We start from the raw sequence: 24543 nt of genomic DNA, 5'->3' as shown, positions 1-24543 counted from the left end.
AACAAAATAAGGGTCCGAAAAAACGAGCGAGTGCGCGGCCTAGCGGCCGACATCAGCCCATCACTCATCGCGACATGCTGCAGCGCGCACTCACAATTGGTGGGTTGTTCGGACCGACACGACAAGGGCCACAAGGTTGGTTGCCCGGAAATGGATGGGAACTGAAAGACGACAGGTTTGACGAACAATCAGCACCAACTGTCGAAACCGCGGCGCATTGCCGAAAGGACGAGGAAGAGGCATTAGCCGAACCTAAATCCGAAAAGGCCTCCTTCATCGGGGTCATCGATCCTGACGTCGAGGATCGCAGCGGCGACGTCGAAGTCTTTCGGGAACTTGAGCTTGGCATATTCGTCCGAGTTCATCAGGACGAGATACTGGACGCCAAGCCGCTCTGCCAAGCGAGCTCCAAGTTCAATTGACGTAGCGACCTGCCTCGCATCGACGCCGTCGAACAAATGGCTGTCGTGGACGAACAGCCTTGGGCCGCCAAGACGGAGCGTTGCGATCTTCAGCAATGCGTAGTCGATTTCCATATTGGAAATGCCGCCCGACTTATCGCCCTCAATGTGGACGTTGAACTGCAGGCCCGCAGGTGCCGCGTTGATCTCGAGCGCGCCATACCGGTCGGAATAGAGCGGCTTCAGGGCCTCGTTGACCGCCAGGACCGCCGCGCCGATGGGCGGCGTCCGTTCGGAAAGGTCGTTCTGCAGCCTCCAGAGCAGCGGTGCCTCGTTCGACTTCAGTTCTGTCTTGTCATTTTCCGCCTGGATCGCAGCATTCAGGCGCCTCTCCAAATCGAAGAGTCTCGCTTCCATCTTGGACTGGGCCGTCTGGAGGCTTGCGAGATCGCTGAACACCCCTGCGCCCTGCAGTTCCAGCAGCAGCCCTTCCCACCGCTCCCCCTTCAGGGTGATATCGGCGCGGATCTCCCCCAGACGGGTTTTGTTCTGGTCGAGCTCCTCGCCTAGATGATGGCGACGGTTGCTTACGATCGACTCGTGGAAGATCCGGACCTGTTCGAATGTCCTCACGACCGTGTCCGGGAGCTGTTTTCCCGCACTGGCGTAAAGGCTTCCCACCGCGCGAACCCTCAGGAAGCGTCTCCGTTTCGAGGCTCTTTTCGACATGGCGAATCGAACTTCTGAGTGTGGCGGCTTCCCTTGTGAGCGCATCGAGATCGCAACTCCGCCCAACTGGAACAAATTGCCGCCTTCACGGTTCTAGGCTCACGGATCTGTAAAGAAGATCCGACAACGTGAGGAAACACAATGAGAACGATTATGTTCGCCGCGGCGCTCCTTGGAGCGTCAGCGCTGACGGCTGTCGCCCAGACATCCACGACCCCGTCGACCGACGCCAATACTCCGGCCGTCGCCACCCCTGATACCAAGAACCCGACGGCACCCGTCGCTGGCCACAATAGTTTTACCGAAGCACAAGCCAAGGAACGGATCGAGAAGGCCGGTTACAGCGCCGTCACCGCGCTCAAGCTCGATGACCAGGGCGTCTGGCGGTCAACCGCCACGAAGGACGGCAAGCCCGTTTCGGTCGCCCTCGACTATCAGGGCAACATCGTCGCGATGTGATCGCTACGAGCCCGACACTATCCCTTCTGGAGAACCATCATGAAAACAGTTACCGGACTTTTCGACGACTACAACGATGCCGAGACTGCAGTTAGGACACTTGAGAGATCGGGTGTGCCCTCAGATCAGATCAGTATCGTCTCAAACAATGCCGAAGATCGCCACAAGGATCACTCGGGCGCAGCCGATGGTGCAGGTGCGGGCGCCGGCCTTGGCGCAGTCGTTGGCGGCGCAGGCGGTCTGCTCACGGGTCTTGGCATGATGGCAATCCCAGGCGTGGGCCCTGTCGTCGCGGCTGGCTGGCTTGCGGCGACGGCCGTTGGTGCGGTTGCCGGCGCTGTCGCTGGCGGTGCCGCCGGTGGTCTCATCGGAGCCCTCACCGATGCCGGTGTTCCTGAAGCCGATGCGCATGTCTATGCCGAAGGCGTCCGTCGCGGCGGCACGCTGGTCACGGCGAAGGTCGAGGACGCTGTCGCACCCAATGCCGAGGTCATTCTCAAGCGTTCAAACTGGGTCGATCCGGCCGAACGTCGTAAGGCGTATGCCGCCCAGGGCTGGATCAAGTTCGACGATACCCTTGATCCATATGGTCCGGAGGCCATCGAGCGGGAGCGCGGTCGCTATCGCCAGCCGGGCGTCTGACAAAATAGGCCCCTGACGTCAAAGTCAGGGGCCCATGTCGTTAACAGAAAACTACATCCAACCATTCTAAACATAGGAGGCTTTCATGGGTCGCGGCATTCTTCTCTGGTTGTTGGGCATTCCAATCCCGATCATCATCCTCATCATGCTCTTTGTTCGATAGGAGCGTATCATGACAACAATCGGCTCAAACGTGGGGCTCTCCGCTGCTCCTGAATCATCTGCTTCCGGCGTGAATTGGGCACCGATTATCGCCGGGGCGCTCGCCGCTGCCGGGGTGACCTTGATCCTGACCCTGCTGGGCTCCGGGCTGGGCCTCACCATGGTGTCGCCTTGGTCGTCGCAAAGTGCTGCCGCCGCCACCGTTTCGATCTCGGCTGCGGTTTGGCTGATCATTGTCCAGTGGCTGTCGGCTGGGGTCGGCGGCTACCTGACCGGCCGCCTCCGGACAAAATGGGTGTCCGTGCACACGGACGAGGTCTATTTCCGCGACACGGCACACGGCCTGCTCACCTGGGCATTGGCGACGTTGGTTGTCGTCGGTCTTCTTGGTTCGGCCCTTTCGTCGATCTTGGGTGCCGGCGTCCAGGCCGCTTCGACCGTGACGTCTGGCGCGGCCTCCGTGGCAATGTCCAGAGCTAGCGACGGCGTTGCGGGGAGCTCCTACTTCGTCGACAGCCTGCTGCGTCCTGCCGATCCGCGGAAGCCGCCGGCAAATACGAACGTTGCCGACACCTCAGCAGCGCAAGTCGCCACGATCCTTGCCAATAGTGCGGTCTCCGGCAGCGTGTCCCCGGATGACCGCGCCTACCTGACACAGCTCGTCTCTGCGAAGACCGGCCTGTCCGACGCCGACGCCAAGACCCGGGTCGACACGGTTCTCAAGAGTGTCGACGACGCCAAGGCAAAGGCTCAACAAGCGGCGGATGCAGCCCGCAAAGCTGGCGCCAAACTTGCTCTGTTCGGGACATTGTCGCTGCTGATCGGTGCGTTCATTGCAGCAGTTGCTGCTGTGATCGGGGGTCGTGAACGCGACGATATGCCCGCGCTTTGAACAACGGCAGTCCGCTTGCGAAAGCAGGCGGACTTACCATATCTGGCACGCCTGTTAACCCGAGCAAATAGTCTAGCCCCTAACCTAGTTGTGGAGTTGCAGGACCACCTGGAGCGCTAAACGTTTCAACGCCAGATGACGGGCCTTTTCCTGTGCCGGAGATTTTTTTGAAGCCCCGATAGCACCTGTGCGCCGATGGCGGCCATCTTAGACGTCCAATCATTCAAGGCGAACCTTGAAAATCAGAGCCTTCCCGACCATTTGGCATGAACCTCCGATATTCGCGCCGCCCATCTATTGGGTATAGCGACAAGGCTTGCACCGGAACTGTCGCTCATGATCGCTACGGGAAGCGTGCCCAGAATCGCAACGTCCGGTATAGATCCGAAGTCCATCACCAAGGTGATATTCACGCAGTCCCTCCAGATCACTCTAGGGAATACCACGACGACCGATGGAAACGTCCACTTCCCGAATGAGCATTATTGCATCCGTCCGGCCGAGCGGGACTTCTGGACGGATCCAGACTAGTGGCGGTCTGCATGAGGTACGCGGCGCGACCTCCGCCATAGAGTATAGACTGCATTCTTGGCTCCTGGCGACGAGATCGTCAGGAAGATGGCAGTTGTCGGCACTCAAAGCACGTGGAGCGAGCGAACCAAAAATGGACTGACGGGATGGAACGCTCAATGGGGATAGTCAGCCTCGACGTCAAATCGATGACCGGCCCGTGCACAACTTTACCCACCTACAGGAACAATTTCCTTGCTACGGCCTTATAAAACGATGAGCGATCAAAAACCATCAAATCGCGCAAAGGCTCATTTCCACAGGGCATCCCATCAGACTGCGAGACTGGTCGGGAGTACGATCGTGCTGTCATCTCTCGCGGTTGGAACGGGCGTCTGGATCGGGATCGGAGCCTGGCTGAAATTTCCGGTTAGATGGTTCCTGTTGACCAATCTTATTGCGACTGTCTCCGTCTTTCTGGTGCTTCTGCTGCTACAACATGCCCGTGCGGTCAATATGTTAGCGATCCAGACGAAGCTGGACGAGCTCATCAGGTCCAGCAACGCTGGAAACCACTTGATCGGCTCCCATCGACTTGAAAACGAAAGCCTTGAAGAGCTTCGCGCCGTCCATCGCCAGATGGCCGAGGCGAAGCCTCACTAATCAGGATGTCTTTGGCGCGGCCGCACGGCGGCGAGACGTCGCCTTGGCCTCAGCCTTTCCTTCAAGCACAACTGCCTCTCTTTCAAGATCTTTGCTCATCGCCAGCAATTCCTTCTCATCAAGCTTCTCCGCGCCGACGTACTTGTTCGACGCTTGGCTTGTCAGAATGAGTTCATCGAGCTTGGCCTGAAGTGCCTTTCCATCTCGGTTCTGGCTGTTTTGCAGTACGAAGACCATCAGGAAGGTTACAATCGTCGTGCTGGTGTTGATGACGAGTTGCCATGTCTCGGAGTAGTTGAACACCGGTCCGGTGACCGCCCATGCCAAAACCAGTAAAAACGCCACCACAAAGGTCATGGGTTTGCCCGACCAATCCGAGACCGTGCTGGCGAAGGTGGAAAAGAAGCTCTTCTTCTGTATCATTTGCGGAGTGAAATCCCTAGTGGCCTCAGCGACGTTGCTGACATCCGCGTAACGTCGGTGACGCGTTTGCGTTCCCTGCACTCTGTGTGCCATTTCCGCCGCGAGAGTGTCCACGAGCATACCCGGTAACCGACGGCTTATGCTCTGGATGTCGTTCACGGAACGACTGATCGGATTATCCGTTGTCGTCTCTATGAAACAATCAGGTTTCAATAACGGAGGAAAAGTCATGGGTAGTACAGCAGACAAGGTTTCCGGCAAGGCCAACGAACTCGCAGGCAAGGCTCGTCAGGGCATCGGTAAGGCTGTGGGAAATGACGAGATGCAGGCCAAGGGAATGGTTCAGGAAGCCAAGGGCGACGCCCAGCTGGCCAAGGGACAGGCCAAGGACGCGATCAAGAAGGTGGTGGACAAGGCCTAAGACCAATAACTGCCAGGAGATCCGCCGCCATGGCTGCGCGGTTGGAAACCGAAGGCTCATGGTCGGCGTAGTTCTCGACAGTTCTTTTCCGGTTGAACCAGGGCCGCGGCCAGATTCATGCGTGACGGCCCTTCGCGACGAGGGTCTCGGAGATCGCCGCGACGGCCATAATAGGGCCTTCTAGCCCCAAGTTCGCAGCGTTCACGTGACTGTCTCCTTGCTGTCGTCCGTAGTAGGATCGACGGTCGCCGCGCGCTTTTTCAGCCAGCGGAAAACACGGATCTCCTCCTCGTCCATCCATTGCAGGAGCCGCTCGCTTGTTGTCTTTATCTTCAAGACGTCGCGGAGCTTTCCAGCGCGAAAGTCCTCGAACACCGCAGGGTGAATATAGGACGCCCGGCAGACCGAGCGAGTGTTGACGAGCTTCGCCGCAACGTGGTCGATCGCTTCGTTGAGTTGACGCGCAACCGCCCTTTCGGACGCTGCTGTCTCCAAAGGCGCGAGAACCTTGACCGCCATGCAGGTCGCGCCCCAGGTCCGGAATTGACGCGAGCTGAAGTCCTGACCTGTCACCTCGCGGATGTAGGAATTCACATCGCTGGACGAGATATGTCGGCAGCCGCCTTCCTCGCAGACGTATTGGAAAAGATGCTGGCCAGGCAGTTCCTGCAGCTTTCGCACGACGCTGGCGATGCGGCGGTCGCTATGGGCCAGGTTCCATTCCTTGCCGGACTTGCCCTTGAACCGGAACTTGACGCTACTGCCTTCGACCTTGACGTGGCGGCTTCTGAGCGTCGACAGGCCGTAGGATTTATTGGCCTCGGCGTAGGCGGCGTTTCCAATGCGGATGTACAGGTTGTCGAGCATCCACACGACGGTCGCAAGTGCCTTGTCCATGGTGAGGCCCGGTGAGCGAAGGTCGATATCCACCCTCTCCCGCAGATCCGGGAGGCGATGCGCGAAGTCCGCCAGCCGCTCGAACTTGGCACGCCCACGCTCGGCACGCCAGTCTGCATGATAACGGTACTGACGGCGCCCGCGGGCGTCGGTCCCGATCGCCTGAAGGTGCGACAGTGGATTGGTCGAGATGACGACATTCTTATAGGCCGGGGGAATTGCCAAGGCATTGAGGCGTGCAATTTCGGTGGCGTCGGTAATCCGCCGCCCGTCTGGCATGTAGTAGAGAAAGCCGTTCTTTCCCTGCTTTCTCGTGGTTCCGATCTCCAGCCCTGGGACGTAGACCAAACTGGATGCAAGTTTCGCATCCGCCGCTGCCGCTGAAAATCCGTCTTTAGAGATCATCTCGTTCATGACGCGATAACTCCGTCGCAGGGCTGCAGTTCCGGGCCGCAAGTTACACAGTGGCCTGTCTCCGACTTTGTCATTGTCGACGATACGCCTTGGAGCAGAATGCCGCCAGACGACCTGACGTCGTCTTCAAGAGGGTCTGAGACGCTGATCTACCATTTGGTGGATCGATACCGGACGGAGTAGCATCTACGACGCCGCGACGGCGTATTTCTAAAGCCGAGCGCCCTTGAGGCGAGTGAGCAATGGACTAGAGGGTGCAATTCCCCAACCCTAAACAATCACTTCGTTGGCTCTGACAGTCTCCTCCAAAGCGTTCCACCGACAATGCTGCAGATAGGCCGCCTCGTGAAGTCCGACCAGTTCCACCACAGCGTTCCAAAGCCAGAATGGCGATTCCAGAGACCGAGGCCGATTGCGCTGGAGCTCCGCTGGCCATGTGTGCCGGTCAATCGCCGCCATTTGTCGAGAGTGTGCGAGCCCTACGATGTGGGCCAGATATTCAGCAATGTTCAGGGCCTCGTCTCGCGTCAAGGATTCGATCTCCAGCTTGAGGTCCTGGGGTAGCAACTCGCGAACGAAAACAGGTTTGCCAAGCAGCCCTGTCGCAAGCATTCGACCGCCAAGAAACGGCGACAGCTTTTGGCCTCCGGCAACAACCCGCTCGGCTTCATTGGGGGGCATCATCGCCCCGGCGGCCTGCGGAGCGGTTGGCTTTACGGCTTCCTTGATGTCCAGCAGGCAGTGCTGCTTGTGCTTCCCCTTGTCCACGCTGACAAGGGCTGCAATCCGAAGCCGGCCAAGCGAGCTGCAGCCTTTGCGCCAATATGCTGCGTCGAGGAGCCTCACTTCCGCGTCGTTGTCGCGAGACCGCAGGCAGGTTGCCAGCCGTCGAACTTCTTCCGCACAGATCAGGGCATCGATTGCACTTCGCTCGTTGGGCGTCAGTGGCCAGAACCGCGCGCCCAACGGCAGCACAGGTTTGTCGCCATCGACCTGGCCATCAGCAAGGCGTCTCCATGGATTGCGATTTGCCTCATGCATAACAAGCTTGACAGTGTCTGGCACAATGGCTGCGTCGTCAAACGCCTCCTCATCCATCATAGGAGAGAAGGCACTGCCATACCCGTCCATTATTCTCTCAAGCATCAGCGCCGTCGTGATGCCCGGTAGATCAGAGCTCCGGGCCGCCATCGCGAGCGAAAGCGCGAGCCGAATAAGATCATGGGCCGGATTGCCAATAACGGTCTGATCGAAGTCACGAATCTGGATGGCGAGCTTGCCGCTCTTGCTCGCGACGGGCCCAAGATTGCCAACGTGGCAGTCCCCGCATATCCAGACGTTGGGGCCTTGGGGGAGTGCTCGGGGACCGGACGTCTGGAGCCATTGATAGAATTGATCGGTGCTTCCCCGAACAAAGGACTGTACAGACTTCGCCATCTTGCGGTTGCGCACCGTGTTGAGGACCAGCGTCCTATCCCCAGGCTGCACGGTCTTCATGCTATGGCCTTGCTCCGCAAATCCTCGGCGTACGTTGAACGCGTCGGATTTGATCGGAAACGTGCCGCTCGCCGAAAACTTGTTTGCGAGCTCCGCTGAGCAATATGCTTTGCATCCGCTGAGCGAACCGAGGCCGCGTTGTGCAAACAGGCGGCAACTTGCCCACATTGCACCGAAGAAATTTCAGATCCAGCAAGGCGATCATTTTGGAAGCCAATTCTTCGAGAGCTTCTGCCAACGATCCGCTAAACACGCAGACGTCAGCGCTCGCTAAACGATGAGCTGTTAGGTTGGTTCCATCGTCGGACCTGCGGCATCGTCGCAACATAAGAACTGGCTATTATGTTGTGACGCCTCTGCCGAGGACACGTTGTTGCCTCCGAATCTATACAAATCACAACATCTCATATCATCGCCGTTGGGCTTGTCTTTCCTGCTTTCAATTCATGCGCGTGCGGGCGAGTTCTTCACGATTGCCTTCCGCTGTCTGAACGACAGGCCTCTGGAAACTCTGCTGCCCGTCATGAAGGCAGCCGGCGACTTCCGTGCAATCCGTGCGGAGGTGTGACTGAAAAGCTCGGCGATGTGGTCCTTGAGACGGGCGCGTGCGGAAGGCCTTTGACAACATGAGGGCAACCTCGAGCACCACTGCTGCCGTCGAAGCTAGGGTGGAAGTGACCGATACTGACAGGTCTCGCCTGGCTTAGTTTCTTCGGGATCGCGCGGTTACCACAGCCTGGAACGGAACAAATTTTCTCCCTGGACCTTTTGCATAGATCGGAAGGACTGGCGCGATGAGCAGATATTTTTTCGACTTGCACAATGGTGACGGGCCAATAAGGGACGAACAGGGTATTGCACTTCCGTCGCGCGCGCGGGTGTCCAAAGAACTAGCAAGAATCCTACTTGATGTCGCTCGTGATGAGCTACCCGATTCAGACCGAGCGGTCATTTCTATCACAGTCAGAGATGAGAGCGGCAACGCAGTGTCCGTTGCTACTCTAACATTCAGCAACGAATGGCTTTGACGTATCGTTTAGGCTCGCCGCATCCCGCCAACCGGAACACTCCGGATCGGGCGGGAATTATTTCCGACAGTGAGGGAAAGGAATGTTGCTTACCGAGCGAACGAAGACGGCCCTGGATGAATCACGAATGCTGATGATGGGCGCGCAGATCTTGCTCGGTTTTCAGTTCCACGCGCCATTTCAAAACGCATTCGACGCGCTAAGCCCGCAGGAAAAAAACATTGAAATAGTAGTTCTTGGCGCCATAGTGATTGTCGTGGGCCTTCTTGTAGCACCGAGCGCGCGCCATCGAATCGTCGAGCACGGAGAGGCGACACTGGGCATCAACGACTACATCTCCCGGATCGCCATGGTCACGCTTGCACCGTTTGCGCTCGCCATGGCTCTGGATCTCGGCCTTGCGGCCAGCCGCGCACTCGGTGCACCAATAGGTACCGTTGTCGGCGCAACGGGCGGCGCCGTCGCACTTGGCCTGTGGTACGGGCCCTTGCTGTTGCGCGATAAAAGAGCAGAACCCATCATGTCAACTTCGGATGAAAAGACGCCGACTGCTGCCAAGATCGATTATGTGCTGACAGAGGCGCGCGTGGTGTTGCCAGGAGCACAGGCGCTGCTCGGCTTTCAATTTGCCATTGTGCTGACGACCGGCTTTGCGGAGCTACCGCCATCAGCGAAAGCACTGCACGGCGCCGCACTTGTTTTCGTCGCGGTTTCCGCAATGCTGTTGATGGCTCCGGCCGCCTACCACCGCATCGTCTATAACGGTGGCGAGGCTCCAGAATTCTATCGAGTCGCCAGCCGCTTCGTGCTTGTCGCAACGGTGTTTTTGGCCTTAGGCCTGACCGCAGATATCCAAGTCGTGACTGCAAAGATCAGCGGAAGCCCGATGCTTGCTGACATCCTATCGTTGGCAACCGCAATCATACTTTCCGGTCTCTGGCTTATCTGCCCATGGTGGCTGCGTGTTCGGCGCGCGCAGCGCCAATCGTAATACCGGCGGGTGGCTTTTAGAGCAATGCTGCCCTCTGCAGTAAAGGTCTCCTCTCCCGTATCCATGAACAGCATTCTGCTCCTCCCGACGATGATCAAAGGGTTCGCCGAACCCGACCTCTCCCGCCACCCGGAGACTTTCGGGTGCGAGGATCTGGTCGTAGCTCAAATAATTCGAAATCGATTGTGAACGCCGTTGCGAAGCCTCCTGTTCCGTGGCGATCTGAACACAAGCGGTTGCGGATCTGTTCACTACAGGAACCCGCCCGAATCCTCTGAGATCGTTTACATTTTACCGTTCCGATTACCGGCCCTGAAAGATCCGATGTGGTATGAACGTCTTGAAAGGGGACACTCCGCATGGCCGAAATCGACATCAAGCCGCAGGCGCTTTTCGACGCCCGGAACCGCATCCTGAAGCTCCAGGAGCAGATGACCGACCGTGTCCTGCAGATGGCAACCGAGGTCGAGAAGCTGATGAAGATCGTTCCGGCATCGGAAGCGAAGGCGTTCCTGAAGGCGCGGTGCAATCTGCCCGCGGTCGAGCTGTCGACATACGTTGGATTTGCGAGGACACTGAAGGGTTCAGAAGACGTCCTCCGGAGGCGCGCGCATCCTTCCCAGTCGTGAAAGCGCTCGTCTCGGCAGACGCCGAAGCCCGGCAGGAGGTCCTCGAGCGGATGCAGATCGGCGCTGGTCGCAGCCAGGCGAGCATCTTTTTCGGGTAGTCAGTTGACAGTTGTCAGTGTGCCTGATCCTGAATAGAACATATGCAGTGCGTCTGGGGTAGGCATAGGCGAAACGTTTCTCCGAAAATGGCGTCGCACGCTGAGACACCCGGCGTCGGCACCGACAATCACGGGCATAGTCCTCGTCGCGGTCTGCACCATCGCTGGACTGATGTCATGGCAGAACTACGCCTCGGTCGTAGCCTCGGCAGAGGCCCAGGCCCAGTCCTCCGCCCATGTCGTTGCCGCGCACGCCGAGTGGATGATGGAAGCGAGCGACCAGGCCCTCCGCCGTATCGACGCGGCACTGGCCGACAGACCTATCGAGATGGCGGCGGACGCGATCGCAGACATCGGCCAAGCGGTCGGCGGCCTTCCTGAAGGATTCCAATATTCCGTTTACGATCAAGATGGGCGCCTGCGTTTTTCGAGCTATCCACATGCGGAATTGGTGAATGTCTCCGATCGCGAATATTTCAAGCGCCTGAAGGCCGGGGCCGCAATCGACATTTCCCCTCAGCTTGTGGAGCGCGTCAGTCACCGGTCCGTATTTGTGGTCGCGCGAAGAATTGAGCGAAGCGATGGCCTCCGCGGGGTGGCCACCATTGCCATTCCTACCAGCAAGATGGATGAGCCCTGGGCGACGATGTCGCTTGGCCCAAGCTCAACAGTGTCCATCGTGCGCGAGGATGGCTTGCTGGTGGCGCGCTACCCAAGCGTGCCCGACTCGCTCGACATGCGGCAGTCGGCACTATTCAACGCGTATCCCAAAGCCGCGCATGGAGTTTACCATAGCGATCATTCCCCCGCAGACGGCATCGCGCGCGTCATCGGATACTGGAAGGTCGAGCACTGGCCGCTGGTTGCAGTGGCGGGAATGGAAAGGGGGTATTCGCTTCAACTCTTCTGGTCGACGCTGGTTATCCAACTCGCCTTTGCGCTTCCGGTGATTGTGCTCTTGCTTGCGGGGGCATTCTCGGGGGTCATTTCTTCTGCAGCGGTATGCGAGGCGGAACCTCGAGCTTGAGCAGGCTCTGGAGCGCAACAACTTCCTGTTTCGAGAGATCCATCACCGAGTAAAGAACAACCTGCAGGCAGTGTCTTCACTCGTCCGACTTCAGCCAATCCCAAAGGAGGCGCGCGAGGACATGGACAGACGCATCGCAGCAATGGTGGCCGTCCACGAACAGATCTACCGGACCGACCAGTTCGACCGGGTTGATGTCGCACCCTATGCGGAACATCTTATCTGGGACATTGCCGCGTCCTATCCGGGCGAAATTGACATTGACCTTCGGCTCGACCACGTCGAGGTGGACCGCGACCACGCGCTGCCGCTCGGGATGATTATCAACGAGGTTGTCTCGAACAGCTTCAAATACGCGTTCAGGGAACGGGGCAACGGCGTTCTGACGGTGTTGCTGGCACGGACGGATGACAATTGCGCCATTCTCACGATAAGAGACGATGGCCCCGGTGTCGTGGGAGATTGTACCAAAGGGGCCGGATCGAAGCTTATCGCAGCGTTCGTGACGCAACTGCGAGGAGAATACGCCCTCACCTCGGAGCATGGTGCAGTGTTCCGACTTTCTTTTCCACTGACCTGACGTCAGCCAACGAGCGACGTCGGCTGGGCCCTTCTCGCAGCGGCATGAGTACGCCGAGGCACAGCCATCAAAAGCCGCGGCGGCCAGCGTCAAACGTCGCCTCAATCAATGCCAGCCGAAGCAAGTGGGTAGCGACAAAAACGGCTCCAAAGGCTGCTGCAAGTTTCAGCCAGGGGAATTCTCCGAGCTGGTTGCGCGCGGTTCTGTCGAGAGCCATCGCACTCGAACTAATCGATGCTGCCTTGTCTTCCGCGATAGAGGCGAGACGATAGCGAAGCAGCGCAACTTCCCTTCGAAGCTTCTCCTTCTCTTCGGCCAGTTCCCGCAAGGCGATCTCGGAGGCCGTCGCAGGCGCATCCGCGAACGGGAGATCTCCTTCTTCAATACGCTCGTCGCGATCTTCCTCGCCCAGGTTGACGATGTTTCCACGGTCGTGTCTCTTGCTCTGGCGCATCGTTATCTCCTGCAGGCTCCCTGTTTCGGCACCTGATGGATCAACGCAGGTGGCAGAGAAAAGATGCATGTGGATGGAAAAACTCACGGAGTCTGCGGTTTCGCTCGAACTCGGCAAATCATCCGCTCACTCGACCGCACGAGCACCATCGCTGCAGGCCCGGCCCCTTTATGCCAGATAGTGCAGATGGGCCTCGTCCGCGGCGACCACGCTGCGGACCTCTTCCGGCTCCAAGGGGTGACCACATCGGCGCACGCCAGGATAGGGCCGCCACTGGGTCCTGCTGAGGGAGACGCGCGGACCATCAGATCAACAAAGCGGCCGTAGAACTCCCAGCCACTAACCTAAATGTGGCATTGCTGGCCACCGTTAGCGATAAATGTTTCAACCCGCATGACGGGCCTTTTCTCGTTCGGAGATTTATCTGAAGCCCCGATGGCAACTGCGCGCCATGCGACCACCGCGGCGGTCGTAGAACTCCGTATTTTGCGTCGAATGCCGTAATCCTTCAACGTAGCAGATGGCCCGACGCCGGGTGCGCGGCATGTCATCGTCTTCATCTAACCTCTCCTGGTTTGGTCGAGAGGAAACATCTGAATTCAAGGAATGGTTCCGAAACCTAAAGTCCCTGGGAATGTCCCCTTCAGGCCGCAATCTGGGGAGCACGCACGCCACGGCAAAGGGCGGGGGTGATTACTGCTCTGCTATAAAGGACCAATGCGGGCTGCCAATTGGCCAGCGCTACAAATCATAGTGATCATTGAAGTGCTTCGCACGCCGTGGTCTGCACGTTTGAACGCCGGGATCACCAGCTTAACAATGATTTGAGCAACGTCGCGCGAGACATCCGTTCAGTGGGCTAAGCCTTCCCCGGTTCGCGCGCCGGGCAAGACGAAGAAGCCGTCTGCGTCGCCGTGCAGCAGGGAGCCTTTCTCGTCAACCACGACGCGCCGCTTCGATCGCGGCGACGTCGATTTTCCCCATGTCCATCATAGCATCGAATGCGCGCTTTGCTTCGGCGCCGCCGGCCGCGATCGCGTCAGTCAGGACGCGCGGAGTGATCTGCCAGGAAACCCCCCACTTGTCTTTGCACCAGCCGCATACGCTCTCCTCGCCGCCATTGCCGACGATGGCATTCCAGTAGCGGTCGGTTTCTGCCTGATCGTCAGTGGCGATCTGGAACGAGAAGGCTTCGTTGTGCTTGAACGCCGACCCCCCGTTGAGCCCGATACAAGGAATGCCCGCAACCGTGAATTCGACCGTCAACACGTCGCCCTCCTTGCCGGCCGGATAGTCACTGGGTGCACGATGGACGGCACTCACCACGCTGTCGGGAAAGGTCTCGGCGTAGAAGCGGGCGGCAGCCTCTGCATCCTTGTCGTACCAAACGCAAATCGTATTCTTTGCCATTGCCTGTTCCTTTCGCATTGAAGCCAGGATTTCAGCCTTGTTTCCCATCGGCTCCGGTGATCACAACATCTCCAGAGACTTGGCTTGCAAGCCCCTTGGCATCCACCAGCCATGCCAAACGCGCGACGGTACTGAACGTTGACGTTTCGACCCAGGGCGCTAACTCCAATTTGTAAGAAACATCTGCAAGTCCTTTGACTTGCACTGAATTTCGACAAGGGATATCGATGGGCATACTTATAATCTTTGGTGGCGGTGGCGGGTACTACGCCCATGGCAGCTACGGCGGCAGGGGACTTGGCGGGGTCCTGGCCCTGGTTCTCATTATTCTCATTGTCTTGTGGTTGCTCGGTGGGCTTCATGGCTTCCCTAGCGGAGCCGCCGTCTAACGAACTTTCGCGACTTTGCATTCGAGCCGCCCCGAAGGCCGGGGCAGCCTTTCTTTTGTGTTGCCTGACGCGTGGCGGTAGACCGCTCTTTAGATCGCATTTATTGACGGAATGTCAAAGCCGCCCCAGGTTTTTCCACGTCGCCGCCCGCCTCAGATCGTCAAGCCGCTGCCGTAGGTCCGTGGCAACTGCCGCCAACCGATCGGCGGGATCGTTGGCCTTTGATCGGCGGGTCGTCGCCACCAACAGCCCGATCAACGAGACGACAACGACGGTTGCGATCAATCTATTATTTGACAGGATCCTTCCCGTCTCCCGGCTGACCTTTGTGGCGTTCGCCGCTAGACTGTTGCCGCCAGACCGTCCGAGATTTGCCAGTGCCTCGCGTGTAGCGACAACCTGCTCTCTCATCGAGCGGACCTCCTCTCGCATCGTCTGCCGCTCTGGCACACCAACGGTGCCGCTCGCAGTGTCAATCACGCCGACAGGTATTGTTTCTCCGATTCCGCTGCCAGAGTCCTTCATGAGCTTTCTCCCTGTACCTGAGCAATGAACCGTCAAAGTAAGGAGAAGTTCCACAGGCCACCGCACCGGGCTCCGGATACTATGGCGCAGACGATGTTCCAGCTTGGGGGATTACGAGTGACGTCGGTGCGGCCGGTTCGAACTGAACGTGGATGACATGCACCGCAGCTTGTCTCTGATGCAATGGGGGGCTGGCGACGCTCCGGGCACGGTGCCGCCAGCCTCCGCAGAGCACAGCCCTGCGTACCCGGTGAGGTGGGAAAACCGGATACAATCCAAGGCAAATCATACGAATATTAGATCGAGCTGAGGAGCAATGGATTCAGCCTCGGTGTTAGGCGACCTGACGGCGCGGCTCCCTCTCCAGTCTAGACGCTGACGCGTATCAGGATCCGCCCGTAGCTAACGGAACTTCTTTTCTCGCTTCCAGTTCTTGGCAAATGAGGTGACGACATGCCGCTAGGAAAGAGACAGCTCGATATCCGTACAACTCCATATAAGAGCACGAGGAGTGGGTGGGTGGTCTTCGGAGTTGTCGTGATTGGGCTGGCCGCTTCGGCGTGGTGGCTTATGAAATCGCAGCCGAACGAGGCGGCCGTCACCGGTTCCTCAATATTGGCGACTGCCCCGGCAGCCCCGCCGAAACAGCTCAATGCCGACGGGGCGCCCAGGTCAGATTAGTTCCGAAAACTGGGGGTGAAACGGATTTCATCCGATCACCCGTAATCTTCGAGGCAACGGGAATATGGCGGACGCCGGCGACTGTTCACCACAGGCCCTTTCGCTATGATCGAAAAAAACACAAAGGATTCCGGCCATGAACGAGACATTCCATCAGCCAGTCGATGCTGCCAAGGTGCCGCGGTTTGCAGGGCATGCGACTTTCATGCGCCTGCCCGCCATCGCGTCGGCTGAGGGGCTGGATATCGCGCTCGTCGGAATACCGTGGGATGGGGGAACGACCAACCGTGCCGGTGCGCGCCACGGCCCCCGCGAGGTTAGAAACTACTCCAGCCTCATGCGAAGCACCCACCATGTCTTTAAGACTGAGCCATTTAAAATTGCGAACATTGCCGATGTTGGCGACGTTGCGGTCAACCCGATCGATCTTCTCAACGGCCTGGAACTGATTGAAGCCGGCATTGCTGACATCGTCGCCAAGGGTGCACTTCCGCTTTCCATCGGCGGGGATCATCTCACAACGCTTCCGGTGCTGCGCGCAGTCGCCAAAGCGGCACCGGTCGGCCTTATCCATTTCGACGCCCATTCCGATACGAATGACACCTATTTCGGAAACAATCACTACACGCATGGAACACCTTTCCGTCGCGCCATCGAGGAAGGGCTACTTGATCCTCATCGCGTTGTGCAGATCGGCATCCGTGGTTCCATCTATTCTCCGGATGAGCATAACTGGGCACAGGCCCAGCGCATCCGGATCATCTACATTGAGGAATTCCTCGCGCGCGGAGCTGAGGCGGTCATGGCGGAGGCACGTGATATTGTCGGAGACGAGCCGACCTACGTCACGTTCGATATAGATTCCATCGATCCGTCAATGGCACCGGGGACAGGCACTCCGGAAATCGGAGGATTCACGACAAGAGAGGCACAGCAGCTCGTTCGCCTGCTAGATGGACTGACCCTGGTCGGAGCCGATGTCGTGGAAGTGTCTCCGCCGTTTGACCTCGGAGGCATGACATCGATTGTGGGTGCTACGATCATGTTCGAATTGCTTTGCGTCATGGCTCGCCAAGTGGAGAGGCGGCGAGGATGAAGGTTCAGGTTGCGACCTGCGGGCATGCATGGCTTTTGGCCATCTTCGACCAACAAGGGAAGCAAAGCACTTCTCGCACCCGCTTTCTTGGTAGATTTTTGATTTTGAAGTCGCAGTCAGCCTATCCCAAAGTCGAATGTCCGCGCCGATGTCGCTGGAATCAAGAATCGCTCACTCAGCGCACGAGCTTGCCGGACATTGATTTGCCTCCTGGACTCTCCGTGGCGGAGCGCGCGGCGTCATCCTCGGTCGCAACATCTGACAGCGCGATCGTAAGACGGGCGAAGAGACCATCGCAGCGATCGCCAAGCAGCGAATTTTGATGGCGGCGGAATTCGAATTCCGTGGCCATCGCCTTTCCCGGTGATGCAACGATCCTTTCATCGCGGCAAGCTCTTTGCACCAGCAATTTTACTATTCGATTCCATAGGTGCCGACAAAGTGCCTCATCCGATTGAGGGCAGGGTCCGGCCTGTTAAGAACGTTCGCATAATCGGCGAGCCTGAAGATGTCGGCATAGTGGTTGCACGTTATAGCAAGTAGCGAGCTGCGCCGATGCCAAAGAATCCTGAAGGAGGGCGCTGAAGGCTTCGGCGCACTGCTCGTCCGTGAGCGATCGCCGTCTTCCTTGATGCTGTCCCCTCGCCCGCCGCAGCAATCCCGGCGATCATGCACTCCCTGATGATCGCGCGCTGTAGATACCTCGTTGACTCGATCCAAAGCTACCCTAGTTGGTGTTGAAGGCGAAGTTATCTGTCGCCGGTCATGAAATTGCGCTCACTTGTGCCTGAGACCATGTCGCCGGTTTTCGTCTGCTGGCAACAAGACCGAGTTTTCAGGCGGCGATTTCTCGAAACGGATCATCTCAACCTGATGGCGAAAGGAGACATCATGGTATTCGCACGGATTTCGGAGGTGGCAGCACCTGACGACCACGTCGTTACCGCAAAGGAGGCGCTGGAATCTCTCTACCTGAGACTTGAGCAGGAGGTAGAAGTCCGGATGGTTGCTGCGGCATTGAGGGCTGGCTGGTCGGCCGGCGAAGCCCTGGATGCGATCGATGAGCTTCGGAGAGACGACATAGAGGCGGCGTCGGGGCATTGACCACGACCGCAACCTGTCGTCGCGCTGAAGTCAAAAAAATTGAGCCGTTCATCGAGATGACCGCCGCGGAGGTGGTCACTAACGTAGCCGCCGGCTCGAACCTGACCAGGCGATAGGCGCGGTGCGGTCAAAGAGGCACGAGAGAATCATAGCCTCCCTCCGGACAGATCACTGAAGGGTAACCGTTGCGCTTCTCACAATGTCCTCAAGGCTCAACCGGTCGCATAGTTCATCAGCGTCTTGAAGTCGGCGGCCTGTTTCGACAAAGCCGAGCGTCGGAACCAGCCACAATGGTGGTGAGAAAACAAAGGCGTTCCTCATTTTGCGTCCCTGCTGCGAAAGGCGGCATTTCTCACACCAGACGCGGCGGTCATTAGCCACCCCATGCCTACCGCCAACAGGAACGGCGAACCGTGCGGTATCGAATAAGCAGTTGAATCGCACTTTTTAAGGCCTAGAATGTCTTGCGAGCGCTAGTTGAGCGTATCATCCGCTCGGCAAGTGGGGCTGCGATGGCTGGCCTTTCTGAAGGAGTTTTCCATGCCGACCCAGAGGTTGTCCTTGAGGCGCTGACGGCATGGTGCATTCGAAGACATGACGACCCGGACGACTATTTGATATCGCTGGCAATCACCCTCTACAACGATGGCAACGATAGTCCGGAGCGCCTGTTGAAGGCCCTCGAAATTGAATTTGCCGGCGACGCCATACCGCTCTCTCGACTTGGAACCACTGCGCGATTTGACGGTTAATTCAGCGGTCAGGGTTTGAACAAACAGAGACCCTGAGCGCTAGAGGGCCAGGCGTGGTTCCCAGCATCCAGACTGCGCCTGGTCAGCACTCGCCGCAGGCCCCGACCTCAGCGCGCCTGGCCGCCTTTATGCCAGACATTGCAGGTGGGCCTCGTCCGCAGCGACCAGGAAAGTGCTGCGCACCTCTTCCGGCTCCGCAGCATCGTTGGAGGCGTCGAGGACCGCCATTTCCGTTCGCCACCACGCGCGCCTATGATCGGGCCACTCGTCCAGCAGCAGCAACTTGCCGACATCCATGACCGTTGTGACGATCCTGTAGCGCGCCCCAACCTCGACGCTGACTGGGCGAAAGGTTCTCCGGTTTTCCATGACACGAAACCTCGTAGAAGCCATCTCGCTCAACGATTCTGCGCGCGAACCGTTCCGGTTGTTCGAAGCCGCAGCGCTTTGTCTCCGGGCGTGTCAAGCGAAGCGAGGAATTGCCCTAACGAAGTGAAGAACTGACCCCTCGTGTCAGAACGAGGAGAGATGGATGACGAGTGAGATTTCATCGCATCCTCATTGTCGCGAACGATGCTGGACGGGGATATCCCATCGGCATCCGCCTCAGCCCAGTATAATGTGGCGACCGCCTCGGCGTATGCTAGGAGGGGTGCCACCGGGTCTCAATTGGGGAGATACACAGACCAACCGATCAACAAAACGCTGACAGAGTAAAGATCGAAATTGGCCTTTCATTGCCAAGCCTTCAATGGAGAGGCTGGCGATGCTCCGGGGGGGATCTGCGCCAGCCTCTGCAGAGCAATGCTCTGCGTATCCGGTCAGGTGGGGCCCATCCAGATACGTTATCACTCAGACCACACAAATATGAGCTTGAGCTGAGGGCTAATCCCATTGCCATGTCGTCTGGCCAAGGACATGACGCCCCACGAGTTCTCTGTCTTGTCTCAGCGTCAGAACTCGATCGTCACGCCGCTATGCCGCCGATAGTGTTGATCCCAGTAACGATCACGGTACCCCCCTTGATCCCAGTAGCGATCGTGGTGATGATCCCACCGATCCCGGTGCCAATCGTGACGGTCGTAGTGTCGGTGATGTCGCCAATACCAATCATCATGGCGGCCGTGCCCGTTCCAGCCGGCAGGCTTTCCATCCTGGCGCACTTGGATGACGTCAGATACCGGGGCAATCTCGAAGCGAGCGCCCGGCACTGCAGATGCGGGCGTTGATATCACCAGCGCCGATCCCAGCGTCATGGACGCAGTCAAGAAAATGGTTGCAAACGTCTTCACCGCATTGCTCCTATTTCGAACAGTCTTTGCGCCTCTGACCGATCAACGTGCGAATGCCTCTCATGTTCCCAATTTGCAGCCCAATTGATAGCTGCATCAAGCTCAGATTCGAGATCTTCCATAGCGTTCGCGCCAATGAGATGCCCGATAGTCGCGACAGTGATGCACAACGCAAGGTGGGATCTAACAGTCGGCGCGGACGACGGCGTCTGGAACGGCGGTGCGCATCGCGGTTCTCCTTTCGAAATCGCGGGCGTGTCAAGCCGACGCGAAAGGGATGGTGAACATGGCGGTTTTTCGGTTCTCCCGCCATGGCCAACGAGACGGCAGACGAGCACTCCACCTATCCGTCCGCGATTTCCCCCTCACCTCAAGAACGACTTCAAGGCCTCGGCCAATGCCACCGGATTTTCCTCGGCGACATGATGGCCGCTGTCGATACCGTGCCCATCGATCTCGCTAACCCAGGATCGCCAGACATCGATCGGGTTGCCGTACAGCTCCTCGATATCGTCCTTCGTCGACCACAGGCAGAGGGTCGGACATTGCACCCGCCTCCCCGCCAGTCTGTCTTCAAGGTCATGCTGGCGATCCGCCGTCAGTCCTGCCCGATAGTCTTCCACCATTCCATGCACGACCGCCGGATCATGGATAACGTCCAGTAGATCCTGAAACGCCTCAGCACCCATCTGGTCCGGTTTCAGCTCGCCATACCACGCTGAAGGGTTCGCCGAGATGGCTCGTTCAGGCTTGTCCGGCGTCGCGAAGAAGAACCAGTGCCACTATAGCCGCGCAAACGTCTCGTCAGCGCGCTCAAGCGCTTCCAGAATGGGCACGCTGTCGATCACGGCGAGTTTCGTGACGGCCTCCGGATGCTCCATCGCCATCCGAAACGCCACATAGCTGCCACGGTCGTGCCCCGCGACGGCAAACCGCCTATGGCCGAGACCTCTCATCAGCCCAACACAGTCCTGCGCCTTGGTACGTTTGGAAGACCCTGCGTGACCGCTGCTCTCTAGGGGCTGAAACGAGCGACCGAAACCGCGCAGATCCGGGCAGACGACCGTGAAGAGCGGCGACAGCAAATCTGCGACCTGTCCCCAGGTCATATGCGTGCGAGGATGACCATGCAGGAGAAAAAGCGGCGGCCCGGAACCCCCGTGACGGACGCGAAGTTCACCTGGGCCGACGTCGATCATTTCCAATTGGAAGCCGTTGAACATGCATCCTCCTCATCTACAGATGCAATATGGAACGCACGCTCGGACCCTCAACCATATGCTGGAGTCTGGCCGGAATATCGGCAACGCTGCCATGGGCGAATAACGGGACAAACGCCAAGCGGTGTCGCTTCGAGATTGTCGACGAAAGCATTGTCGCGCTTGGCTTGCCGTTGAAGGCAATCGGAAGGGCAGCACAGTCCATTGCGCTCGCGGCCACGTTGCGTCTTGCTTGGCAGGGCGGGCTTACCCTGATGGCGGGGCACGCGCTTATCTGTACTAGCGTTCGGGGCAACCTGGAACATTCGCAAAACTGATACGGTCGAGCCCACTATCGGTCATTCCTTCAACGATGATCCGACGGTCGGTTGCTCTGACGATTCTGGGATGATGAAATCCTTCCTCTCGAGCGGCCGCAATCGCTTCCCCTGGTGCGCAGCCATCGCGAGGCTCGTCGTCCCGTATCACCGGACGAATGCCATGTTTTCCTATTTCGATATCGATACCCTGGGCGTTGGCAGACAGGCTTGAAAACGTAATGCACGAAAGAAACGCCGCAGCGCTGGCGGCTATGGGAACAAGTTTCATTGTGCCTCTCCTTAGAAAGCTGCATGCCATAGTAATCTCTGGGCGGGATGTATGTTCCACGCAAATTCAGCCCCAGATCTGTCTTCGCCCAGCCGATGATGTTCATGCCGCCGCCATTCAGAAACAGCGATGTGGTCATGATCACTAAGGACTTGCGGCGGCCGCATCAGATTGACTTCAGCGTTGGGTAAACAATATTCGTCAGCAGCTCCTTTGTGAGGCCCTCACAAATGCTCGGTGATGGCGCATTGAAAATGGCGTCGATCGTTCAAGACCTCGGCTACTGCTTGTTGTCAGGCTCGGGGCCTCCCCCCAGTTTTTGGCAAGGCCATCGACGAGAGGACAACACGTTGGCAACCGGCACTGTGAAATGGTTCATTCAGGATAAGGGCTGCGGCTTCATTCCTCCCGATGATAAATCGACGGACGTCTTCGTCCATCTTTCCGCTGTGCAGCGTTCTGGCCTTGTCGATCTGCATGACCGGCAGAAAGTGAGCTACGAATTCGCGCAGGATCGGCGAACCGGAAAGACCTGTGCTGACAATCTCAAGGTCCTATGGGACACGATGCGATGTGGCTGGTATTTCCAACAGCGGAAATGAACTGCACGGAGGCCGACACGTCGGGAGAATGAAGAGCTTGCGCGTAAGCCACGCTCCGCCGCGAGTGAGGATTGATACCGGCGAAAGAACGGGAAGCACGGACGACGAATAAGCTGGAACTTCGCTTTGAAGAATTTGACGCATGACGCTTCCGGGTTCATTCTGCCTCGATGATCAGCGGTGTGCTTCTGGATCTTGCTGGCGTCATCTATGATGGCGGAAAGGTTATACCGGGCGCAACAGACGCGGTTGCCCGCTTGCGGGAGGTTGGCCTTCCCATCCGGTTCGTGAGCAACACGACACGCTCAAACAAGCAGGCTGTTCTTGATCGGCTTGATGGGTTTGGGCTTTCTGTCACAAGGAGCGAGCTCTTCACCCCCGCCCAAGCAGCACGAGAGTGGCTTGGTCAACACAATCGGACGCCGTGCCTTTTGGTTGACCCTGATTTGGTGGCGGACTTCCACGATCTGGTCGGCGGCCAGGGCAAGGCTCTTGTTGTTGGCGATGCGGGTGAGGTTTTCAATTACCAGACTTTGAACAGGGCGTTTCGAGAGTTGATCGAGGGTGCAGAATTCCTGGCGCTCGCGTCGAACCGGACCTTCCAAGATGTTGACGGAAAACGTAGTCTCGATGCGGGAGCATTCGTCACGGCCCTGGAGTTTGCCAGCCGAAAGGCTGCTATTGTCCTGGGAAAGCCCTCGCCTCAGTTCTTCCTGTCGGCGCTCACCAGCATGAATTGTTCGAAAATGGAGGCCGTGATGGTGGGTGACGATGCGGAGACCGATATCGCTGGCGCTTTGAGGGCCGGACTTTCCGAGGCAGTACTGGTGCGCACAGGCAAGTATCGTCTCGGTGACGAGAACCTTTTCAAGCCTGCGCCAACTGCAACGATGGACGACATTTCCGCCGCAGTTGACTGGATCATCGCAGCGCGCAGCATTTTGCCGTGACCGAAGCGCGATGCCCAATCGGTTGATGTGTGTGGTTGTGGAGCAACGCGGCCAATCCAAGTTGCGTTTAGCTGAAGCAGTCGAATACGCCCGATTGCTGACTGCCGGCCCGGAACAGGCAGTCGCCATCGCGATGGCGATGAGAGGCCTGATGCCGAGGTTCTATTTCAATGTGCGTGTTGGTTCCGAATGTCATACTCGATATCGAGGGGACCGACCTGTCCTCGCCCAGGAGGCGCAGGCCAGACTAACGGCAGCCGGACTGTCCCGTCAGATCAAGCGAATATTTTCGTATCGGACCTTCTTGAAAGTGTTCGACCTTCCCGTTGCTCGACCATAGATATTTATACGCGAAGACGTGACCTACGGGCGGCCAAGCGGGCATTTTCATAGATTCAACGCTTCAAAGAGGGTTGATCATAACTCTCGTCGATCTTCGCAATGTCCTCCAAATCGTATGTTGCATCAGTCTCCACGCGAGCCTGCATGATCAGGTTCACATCGCTCTCCGATAAAGCTTCTGCGAAAGCGAACCCCTGAATCGCTGCCAGAGCTGATGAAACATTTCTGAAGACACCAAATATGCTGTTGGTCTGCCGTACTTTGTGATCTCGATGGGACCTTAGTGCATCTCTTCATGCTACTTGCCGAAGTTTTTCTGAAACTCTGAAGCAGGAACGCAGGCCACAACACCCTCCGTTTTCCGTGGCATGCACAATTGACACAAAAGAAGCGGCCGTTTCAACGGGCCTTTCTCTTCCGGAATCTCGACGGAGGCTCTTTTCTGGACGAAGTCTGAGGCCGTAGGCCTTGATGATGGTGACAAGCGTCGGACAAGTGACGGAGCCGCATGGAACGTGGAGAGCGACGCAAAGGGCCCGAATGGAAATCCGATCGTCTGACTGTGCGTGTGGGCTTGAACAATCGCGAATTTGCCTAAGATATCATAAAGCCTGGCCCGAGGCTGTTTTCACCCGAGATTCCCATTAGCCGTGGAATGATTCTGTCAGCAGCGTT

General features: G+C 57.9%; 30 protein-coding genes and 2 pseudogenes. 17 read left to right on the top strand and 15 right to left on the bottom strand.

Annotated features, from left to right (window positions below; genetic code table 11):
* Nucleotides 1-242 precede the first annotated feature (242 nt).
* Nucleotides 243-1034 (bottom strand): DUF2326 domain-containing protein, encoded by a 792-nt coding sequence (locus AB4Z52_RS25805; RefSeq protein WP_442220748.1) that lies wholly within the window; start codon nt 1032-1034, stop codon nt 243-245.
* Between the two features lie 237 nt (nt 1035-1271).
* Here AB4Z52_RS25805 and AB4Z52_RS25800 point away from each other — a divergent pair, with 237 nt between their 5' ends.
* The 4 genes from AB4Z52_RS25800 to AB4Z52_RS25785 all read left to right on the top strand — a co-directional run bounded on the left by AB4Z52_RS25800 (nt 1272) and on the right by AB4Z52_RS25785 (nt 4458).
* Nucleotides 1272-1589 carry a PepSY domain-containing protein gene (locus tag AB4Z52_RS25800; protein WP_442220747.1) on the top strand — a complete coding sequence of 106 codons (318 nt, stop codon included), beginning with the start codon at nt 1272-1274 and terminating at the stop codon, nt 1587-1589.
* 39 nt (nt 1590-1628) lie between these two features.
* Nucleotides 1629-2231 (top strand): general stress protein, encoded by a 603-nt coding sequence (locus AB4Z52_RS25795; RefSeq protein WP_442220746.1) that lies wholly within the window; start codon nt 1629-1631, stop codon nt 2229-2231.
* A gap of 172 nt (nt 2232-2403) precedes the next feature.
* On the top strand, nt 2404-3285 hold the full coding sequence (locus AB4Z52_RS25790; RefSeq protein WP_442220745.1) for a hypothetical protein: 882 nt from the start codon (nt 2404-2406) through the stop codon (nt 3283-3285).
* A 786-nt stretch (nt 3286-4071) separates the two neighbouring features.
* The gene (locus AB4Z52_RS25785) at nt 4072-4458 is read left to right on the top strand and encodes a low affinity iron permease family protein (RefSeq protein WP_442220744.1); all 387 of its coding nucleotides are present in this window, start codon (nt 4072-4074) and stop codon (nt 4456-4458) included.
* Here the strand turns inward: AB4Z52_RS25785 and AB4Z52_RS25780 are convergent, their stop codons facing one another.
* On the bottom strand, nt 4459-4881 hold the full coding sequence (locus tag AB4Z52_RS25780) for a low affinity iron permease family protein (protein ID WP_442220779.1): 423 nt from the start codon (nt 4879-4881) through the stop codon (nt 4459-4461). It abuts the gene before it with no gap.
* Nucleotides 4882-5110: 229 nt separating this feature from the next.
* Here AB4Z52_RS25780 and AB4Z52_RS25775 point away from each other — a divergent pair, with 229 nt between their 5' ends.
* Nucleotides 5111-5302: a CsbD family protein gene (locus AB4Z52_RS25775; protein ID WP_442220743.1), complete on the top strand. Its 192-nt coding sequence runs from the start codon at nt 5111-5113 to the stop codon at nt 5300-5302.
* A gap of 201 nt (nt 5303-5503) precedes the next feature.
* On the opposite strand, the gene AB4Z52_RS25770 is transcribed toward AB4Z52_RS25775, so the two are convergent.
* Together AB4Z52_RS25770 and AB4Z52_RS25765 are read right to left on the bottom strand one after the other, a co-directional pair.
* A complete protein-coding gene (locus AB4Z52_RS25770) occupies nt 5504-6613 on the bottom strand; it encodes a DNA topoisomerase IB (protein ID WP_442220742.1) in 1110 nt (369 codons plus the stop codon).
* Between the two features lie 270 nt (nt 6614-6883).
* Nucleotides 6884-8110 carry a DUF2252 family protein gene (locus AB4Z52_RS25765; protein WP_442220741.1) on the bottom strand — a complete coding sequence of 409 codons (1227 nt, stop codon included), beginning with the start codon at nt 8108-8110 and terminating at the stop codon, nt 6884-6886.
* A gap of 794 nt (nt 8111-8904) precedes the next feature.
* On the opposite strand from AB4Z52_RS25765, the gene AB4Z52_RS25760 reads away from it, so the two are divergent.
* The 5 genes from AB4Z52_RS25760 to AB4Z52_RS25740 all read left to right on the top strand — a co-directional run bounded on the left by AB4Z52_RS25760 (nt 8905) and on the right by AB4Z52_RS25740 (nt 12463).
* Complete coding sequence (locus AB4Z52_RS25760) at nt 8905-9138, top strand: DUF6894 family protein (RefSeq protein ID WP_442220740.1); 234 nt, start codon at nt 8905-8907, stop codon at nt 9136-9138.
* A gap of 82 nt (nt 9139-9220) precedes the next feature.
* On the top strand, nt 9221-10129 hold the full coding sequence (locus tag AB4Z52_RS25755) for a DUF6328 family protein (protein ID WP_442220739.1): 909 nt from the start codon (nt 9221-9223) through the stop codon (nt 10127-10129).
* Between the two features lie 359 nt (nt 10130-10488).
* Nucleotides 10489-10758, top strand: coding sequence for a hypothetical protein (locus AB4Z52_RS25750; RefSeq protein ID WP_442220738.1), 270 nt, complete (start codon nt 10489-10491; stop codon nt 10756-10758).
* Between the two features lie 363 nt (nt 10759-11121).
* A complete protein-coding gene (locus AB4Z52_RS25745; protein ID WP_442220737.1) occupies nt 11122-11883 on the top strand; it encodes a hypothetical protein in 762 nt (253 codons plus the stop codon).
* Complete coding sequence (locus tag AB4Z52_RS25740; RefSeq protein ID WP_442220736.1) at nt 11807-12463, top strand: sensor histidine kinase; 657 nt, start codon at nt 11807-11809, stop codon at nt 12461-12463. Before AB4Z52_RS25745 ends, AB4Z52_RS25740 begins: the two co-directional genes overlap by 77 nt.
* Nucleotides 12464-12530: 67 nt before the next feature.
* Here the strand turns inward: AB4Z52_RS25740 and AB4Z52_RS25735 are convergent, their stop codons facing one another.
* The 3 genes from AB4Z52_RS25735 to AB4Z52_RS25725 form a co-directional block, all read right to left on the bottom strand.
* The gene (locus AB4Z52_RS25735) at nt 12531-12917 is read right to left on the bottom strand and encodes a hypothetical protein (RefSeq protein WP_442220735.1); all 387 of its coding nucleotides are present in this window, start codon (nt 12915-12917) and stop codon (nt 12531-12533) included.
* 936 nt (nt 12918-13853) lie between these two features.
* On the bottom strand, nt 13854-14327 hold the full coding sequence (locus AB4Z52_RS25730) for a VOC family protein (RefSeq protein ID WP_442220734.1): 474 nt from the start codon (nt 14325-14327) through the stop codon (nt 13854-13856).
* Nucleotides 14328-14358: 31 nt separating this feature from the next.
* A complete protein-coding gene (locus AB4Z52_RS25725) occupies nt 14359-14562 on the bottom strand; it encodes a hypothetical protein (protein WP_442220733.1) in 204 nt (67 codons plus the stop codon).
* On the opposite strand from AB4Z52_RS25725, the gene AB4Z52_RS25720 reads away from it, so the two are divergent.
* Nucleotides 14555-14716: a DUF3309 family protein gene (locus tag AB4Z52_RS25720; RefSeq protein ID WP_442220732.1), complete on the top strand. Its 162-nt coding sequence runs from the start codon at nt 14555-14557 to the stop codon at nt 14714-14716. The genes AB4Z52_RS25725 and AB4Z52_RS25720 overlap by 8 nt on opposite strands.
* Before the next feature lie 114 nt (nt 14717-14830).
* Here AB4Z52_RS25720 and AB4Z52_RS25715 read toward each other — a convergent pair whose 3' ends face one another.
* Nucleotides 14831-15241, bottom strand: a complete 411-nt coding sequence (locus AB4Z52_RS25715) for a hypothetical protein (RefSeq protein ID WP_442220731.1) — start codon at nt 15239-15241, stop codon at nt 14831-14833.
* Nucleotides 15242-16058: 817 nt separating this feature from the next.
* On the opposite strand from AB4Z52_RS25715, the gene speB reads away from it, so the two are divergent.
* Complete coding sequence (gene speB / locus AB4Z52_RS25710; RefSeq protein WP_442220730.1) at nt 16059-17018, top strand: agmatinase; 960 nt, start codon at nt 16059-16061, stop codon at nt 17016-17018.
* A 175-nt stretch (nt 17019-17193) separates the two neighbouring features.
* On the opposite strand, the gene AB4Z52_RS25705 is transcribed toward speB, so the two are convergent.
* Nucleotides 17194-17370 (bottom strand): hypothetical protein, encoded by a 177-nt coding sequence (locus AB4Z52_RS25705; RefSeq protein WP_442220729.1) that lies wholly within the window; start codon nt 17368-17370, stop codon nt 17194-17196.
* Nucleotides 17371-17432: 62 nt separating this feature from the next.
* Nucleotides 17433-17540 (bottom strand): annotated as a pseudogene (locus AB4Z52_RS25700) (DUF993 family protein); the annotation flags it as partial.
* Nucleotides 17541-17909: 369 nt separating this feature from the next.
* On the opposite strand from AB4Z52_RS25700, the gene AB4Z52_RS25695 reads away from it, so the two are divergent.
* On the top strand, nt 17910-18122 hold the full coding sequence (locus tag AB4Z52_RS25695; RefSeq protein ID WP_442220728.1) for a hypothetical protein: 213 nt from the start codon (nt 17910-17912) through the stop codon (nt 18120-18122).
* Nucleotides 18123-18634: 512 nt separating this feature from the next.
* Nucleotides 18635-18874 (top strand): hypothetical protein, encoded by a 240-nt coding sequence (locus AB4Z52_RS25690; protein WP_442220727.1) that lies wholly within the window; start codon nt 18635-18637, stop codon nt 18872-18874.
* 126 nt (nt 18875-19000) lie between these two features.
* On the opposite strand, the gene AB4Z52_RS25685 is transcribed toward AB4Z52_RS25690, so the two are convergent.
* Nucleotides 19001-19243, bottom strand: a complete 243-nt coding sequence (locus AB4Z52_RS25685; RefSeq protein WP_442220726.1) for a DUF982 domain-containing protein — start codon at nt 19241-19243, stop codon at nt 19001-19003.
* Nucleotides 19244-19841: 598 nt separating this feature from the next.
* Nucleotides 19842-19991 (bottom strand): hypothetical protein, encoded by a 150-nt coding sequence (locus AB4Z52_RS25680; protein ID WP_442220725.1) that lies wholly within the window; start codon nt 19989-19991, stop codon nt 19842-19844.
* 50 nt (nt 19992-20041) lie between these two features.
* Between AB4Z52_RS25680 and AB4Z52_RS25675 the strand changes: the two genes are divergently transcribed.
* Complete coding sequence (locus AB4Z52_RS25675) at nt 20042-20254, top strand: hypothetical protein (protein ID WP_442220724.1); 213 nt, start codon at nt 20042-20044, stop codon at nt 20252-20254.
* Between the two features lie 277 nt (nt 20255-20531).
* On the opposite strand, the pseudogene AB4Z52_RS25670 reads toward AB4Z52_RS25675, so the two are convergent.
* Together AB4Z52_RS25670 and AB4Z52_RS25665 are read right to left on the bottom strand one after the other, a co-directional pair.
* A pseudogene (locus tag AB4Z52_RS25670) lies at nt 20532-21389 on the bottom strand (alpha/beta fold hydrolase).
* A gap of 276 nt (nt 21390-21665) precedes the next feature.
* Nucleotides 21666-21974 carry a hypothetical protein gene (locus AB4Z52_RS25665; RefSeq protein WP_442220723.1) on the bottom strand — a complete coding sequence of 103 codons (309 nt, stop codon included), beginning with the start codon at nt 21972-21974 and terminating at the stop codon, nt 21666-21668.
* A gap of 350 nt (nt 21975-22324) precedes the next feature.
* Between AB4Z52_RS25665 and AB4Z52_RS25660 the strand changes: the two genes are divergently transcribed.
* Both AB4Z52_RS25660 and AB4Z52_RS25655 read left to right on the top strand, forming a co-directional pair.
* The gene (locus AB4Z52_RS25660; RefSeq protein ID WP_442220722.1) at nt 22325-22576 is read left to right on the top strand and encodes a cold-shock protein; all 252 of its coding nucleotides are present in this window, start codon (nt 22325-22327) and stop codon (nt 22574-22576) included.
* Between the two features lie 170 nt (nt 22577-22746).
* Entirely contained in the window at nt 22747-23526 is a 780-nt protein-coding gene (locus AB4Z52_RS25655; protein WP_442220721.1) for a TIGR01458 family HAD-type hydrolase, read from the top strand.
* Between the two features lie 496 nt (nt 23527-24022).
* Here the strand turns inward: AB4Z52_RS25655 and AB4Z52_RS25650 are convergent, their stop codons facing one another.
* Nucleotides 24023-24142: a hypothetical protein gene (locus AB4Z52_RS25650; protein WP_442220778.1), complete on the bottom strand. Its 120-nt coding sequence runs from the start codon at nt 24140-24142 to the stop codon at nt 24023-24025.
* Between the last annotated feature and the right edge of the window lie 401 nt (nt 24143-24543).

Source organism: Rhizobium sp. 2YAF20 (genome assembly GCF_052114685.1).
GTDB lineage: Bacteria > Pseudomonadota > Alphaproteobacteria > Rhizobiales > Rhizobiaceae > Rhizobium.
The sequence above is the reverse complement of the archived record's forward strand: the minus strand, read 5'-3'. Positions and strand labels throughout refer to the sequence as shown.

Excerpts from the sequence above, each read along its gene's own strand:
- AB4Z52_RS25795 (WP_442220746.1), top strand. The coding sequence starts at position 1,629 with ATGAAAACAGTTACCGGACTTTTCGACGACTACAACGATGCCGAGACT.
- AB4Z52_RS25765 (WP_442220741.1), bottom strand. The coding sequence starts at position 8,110 with ATGAAGACCGTGCAGCCTGGGGATAGGACGCTGGTCCTCAACACGGTG.
- AB4Z52_RS25785 (WP_442220744.1), top strand. The coding sequence starts at position 4,072 with ATGAGCGATCAAAAACCATCAAATCGCGCAAAGGCTCATTTCCACAGG.
- AB4Z52_RS25745 (WP_442220737.1), top strand. The coding sequence starts at position 11,122 with ATGGAAGCGAGCGACCAGGCCCTCCGCCGTATCGACGCGGCACTGGCC.
- AB4Z52_RS25730 (WP_442220734.1), bottom strand. The coding sequence starts at position 14,327 with ATGGCAAAGAATACGATTTGCGTTTGGTACGACAAGGATGCAGAGGCT.
- AB4Z52_RS25780 (WP_442220779.1), bottom strand. The coding sequence starts at position 4,881 with ATGATACAGAAGAAGAGCTTCTTTTCCACCTTCGCCAGCACGGTCTCG.
- AB4Z52_RS25790 (WP_442220745.1), top strand. The coding sequence starts at position 2,404 with ATGACAACAATCGGCTCAAACGTGGGGCTCTCCGCTGCTCCTGAATCA.
- AB4Z52_RS25770 (WP_442220742.1), bottom strand. The coding sequence starts at position 6,613 with ATGAACGAGATGATCTCTAAAGACGGATTTTCAGCGGCAGCGGCGGAT.
- AB4Z52_RS25675 (WP_442220724.1), top strand. The coding sequence starts at position 20,042 with ATGACGTCAGATACCGGGGCAATCTCGAAGCGAGCGCCCGGCACTGCA.
- AB4Z52_RS25690 (WP_442220727.1), top strand. The coding sequence starts at position 18,635 with ATGGCTGGCCTTTCTGAAGGAGTTTTCCATGCCGACCCAGAGGTTGTC.
- AB4Z52_RS25735 (WP_442220735.1), bottom strand. The coding sequence starts at position 12,917 with ATGCGCCAGAGCAAGAGACACGACCGTGGAAACATCGTCAACCTGGGC.
- AB4Z52_RS25680 (WP_442220725.1), bottom strand. The coding sequence starts at position 19,991 with ATGATGATTGGTATTGGCGACATCACCGACACTACGACCGTCACGATT.
- AB4Z52_RS25705 (WP_442220729.1), bottom strand. The coding sequence starts at position 17,370 with ATGGCCACGGAATTCGAATTCCGCCGCCATCAAAATTCGCTGCTTGGC.
- AB4Z52_RS25725 (WP_442220733.1), bottom strand. The coding sequence starts at position 14,562 with ATGCCCATCGATATCCCTTGTCGAAATTCAGTGCAAGTCAAAGGACTT.
- AB4Z52_RS25655 (WP_442220721.1), top strand. The coding sequence starts at position 22,747 with ATGATCAGCGGTGTGCTTCTGGATCTTGCTGGCGTCATCTATGATGGC.
- AB4Z52_RS25750 (WP_442220738.1), top strand. The coding sequence starts at position 10,489 with ATGGCCGAAATCGACATCAAGCCGCAGGCGCTTTTCGACGCCCGGAAC.
- AB4Z52_RS25665 (WP_442220723.1), bottom strand. The coding sequence starts at position 21,974 with ATGAAACTTGTTCCCATAGCCGCCAGCGCTGCGGCGTTTCTTTCGTGC.
- AB4Z52_RS25800 (WP_442220747.1), top strand. The coding sequence starts at position 1,272 with ATGAGAACGATTATGTTCGCCGCGGCGCTCCTTGGAGCGTCAGCGCTG.
- AB4Z52_RS25775 (WP_442220743.1), top strand. The coding sequence starts at position 5,111 with ATGGGTAGTACAGCAGACAAGGTTTCCGGCAAGGCCAACGAACTCGCA.
- AB4Z52_RS25755 (WP_442220739.1), top strand. The coding sequence starts at position 9,221 with ATGTTGCTTACCGAGCGAACGAAGACGGCCCTGGATGAATCACGAATG.
- AB4Z52_RS25715 (WP_442220731.1), bottom strand. The coding sequence starts at position 15,241 with ATGAAGGACTCTGGCAGCGGAATCGGAGAAACAATACCTGTCGGCGTG.
- AB4Z52_RS25695 (WP_442220728.1), top strand. The coding sequence starts at position 17,910 with ATGGTATTCGCACGGATTTCGGAGGTGGCAGCACCTGACGACCACGTC.
- AB4Z52_RS25760 (WP_442220740.1), top strand. The coding sequence starts at position 8,905 with ATGAGCAGATATTTTTTCGACTTGCACAATGGTGACGGGCCAATAAGG.
- AB4Z52_RS25685 (WP_442220726.1), bottom strand. The coding sequence starts at position 19,243 with ATGGAAAACCGGAGAACCTTTCGCCCAGTCAGCGTCGAGGTTGGGGCG.
- speB (WP_442220730.1), top strand. The coding sequence starts at position 16,059 with ATGAACGAGACATTCCATCAGCCAGTCGATGCTGCCAAGGTGCCGCGG.
- AB4Z52_RS25720 (WP_442220732.1), top strand. The coding sequence starts at position 14,555 with ATGGGCATACTTATAATCTTTGGTGGCGGTGGCGGGTACTACGCCCAT.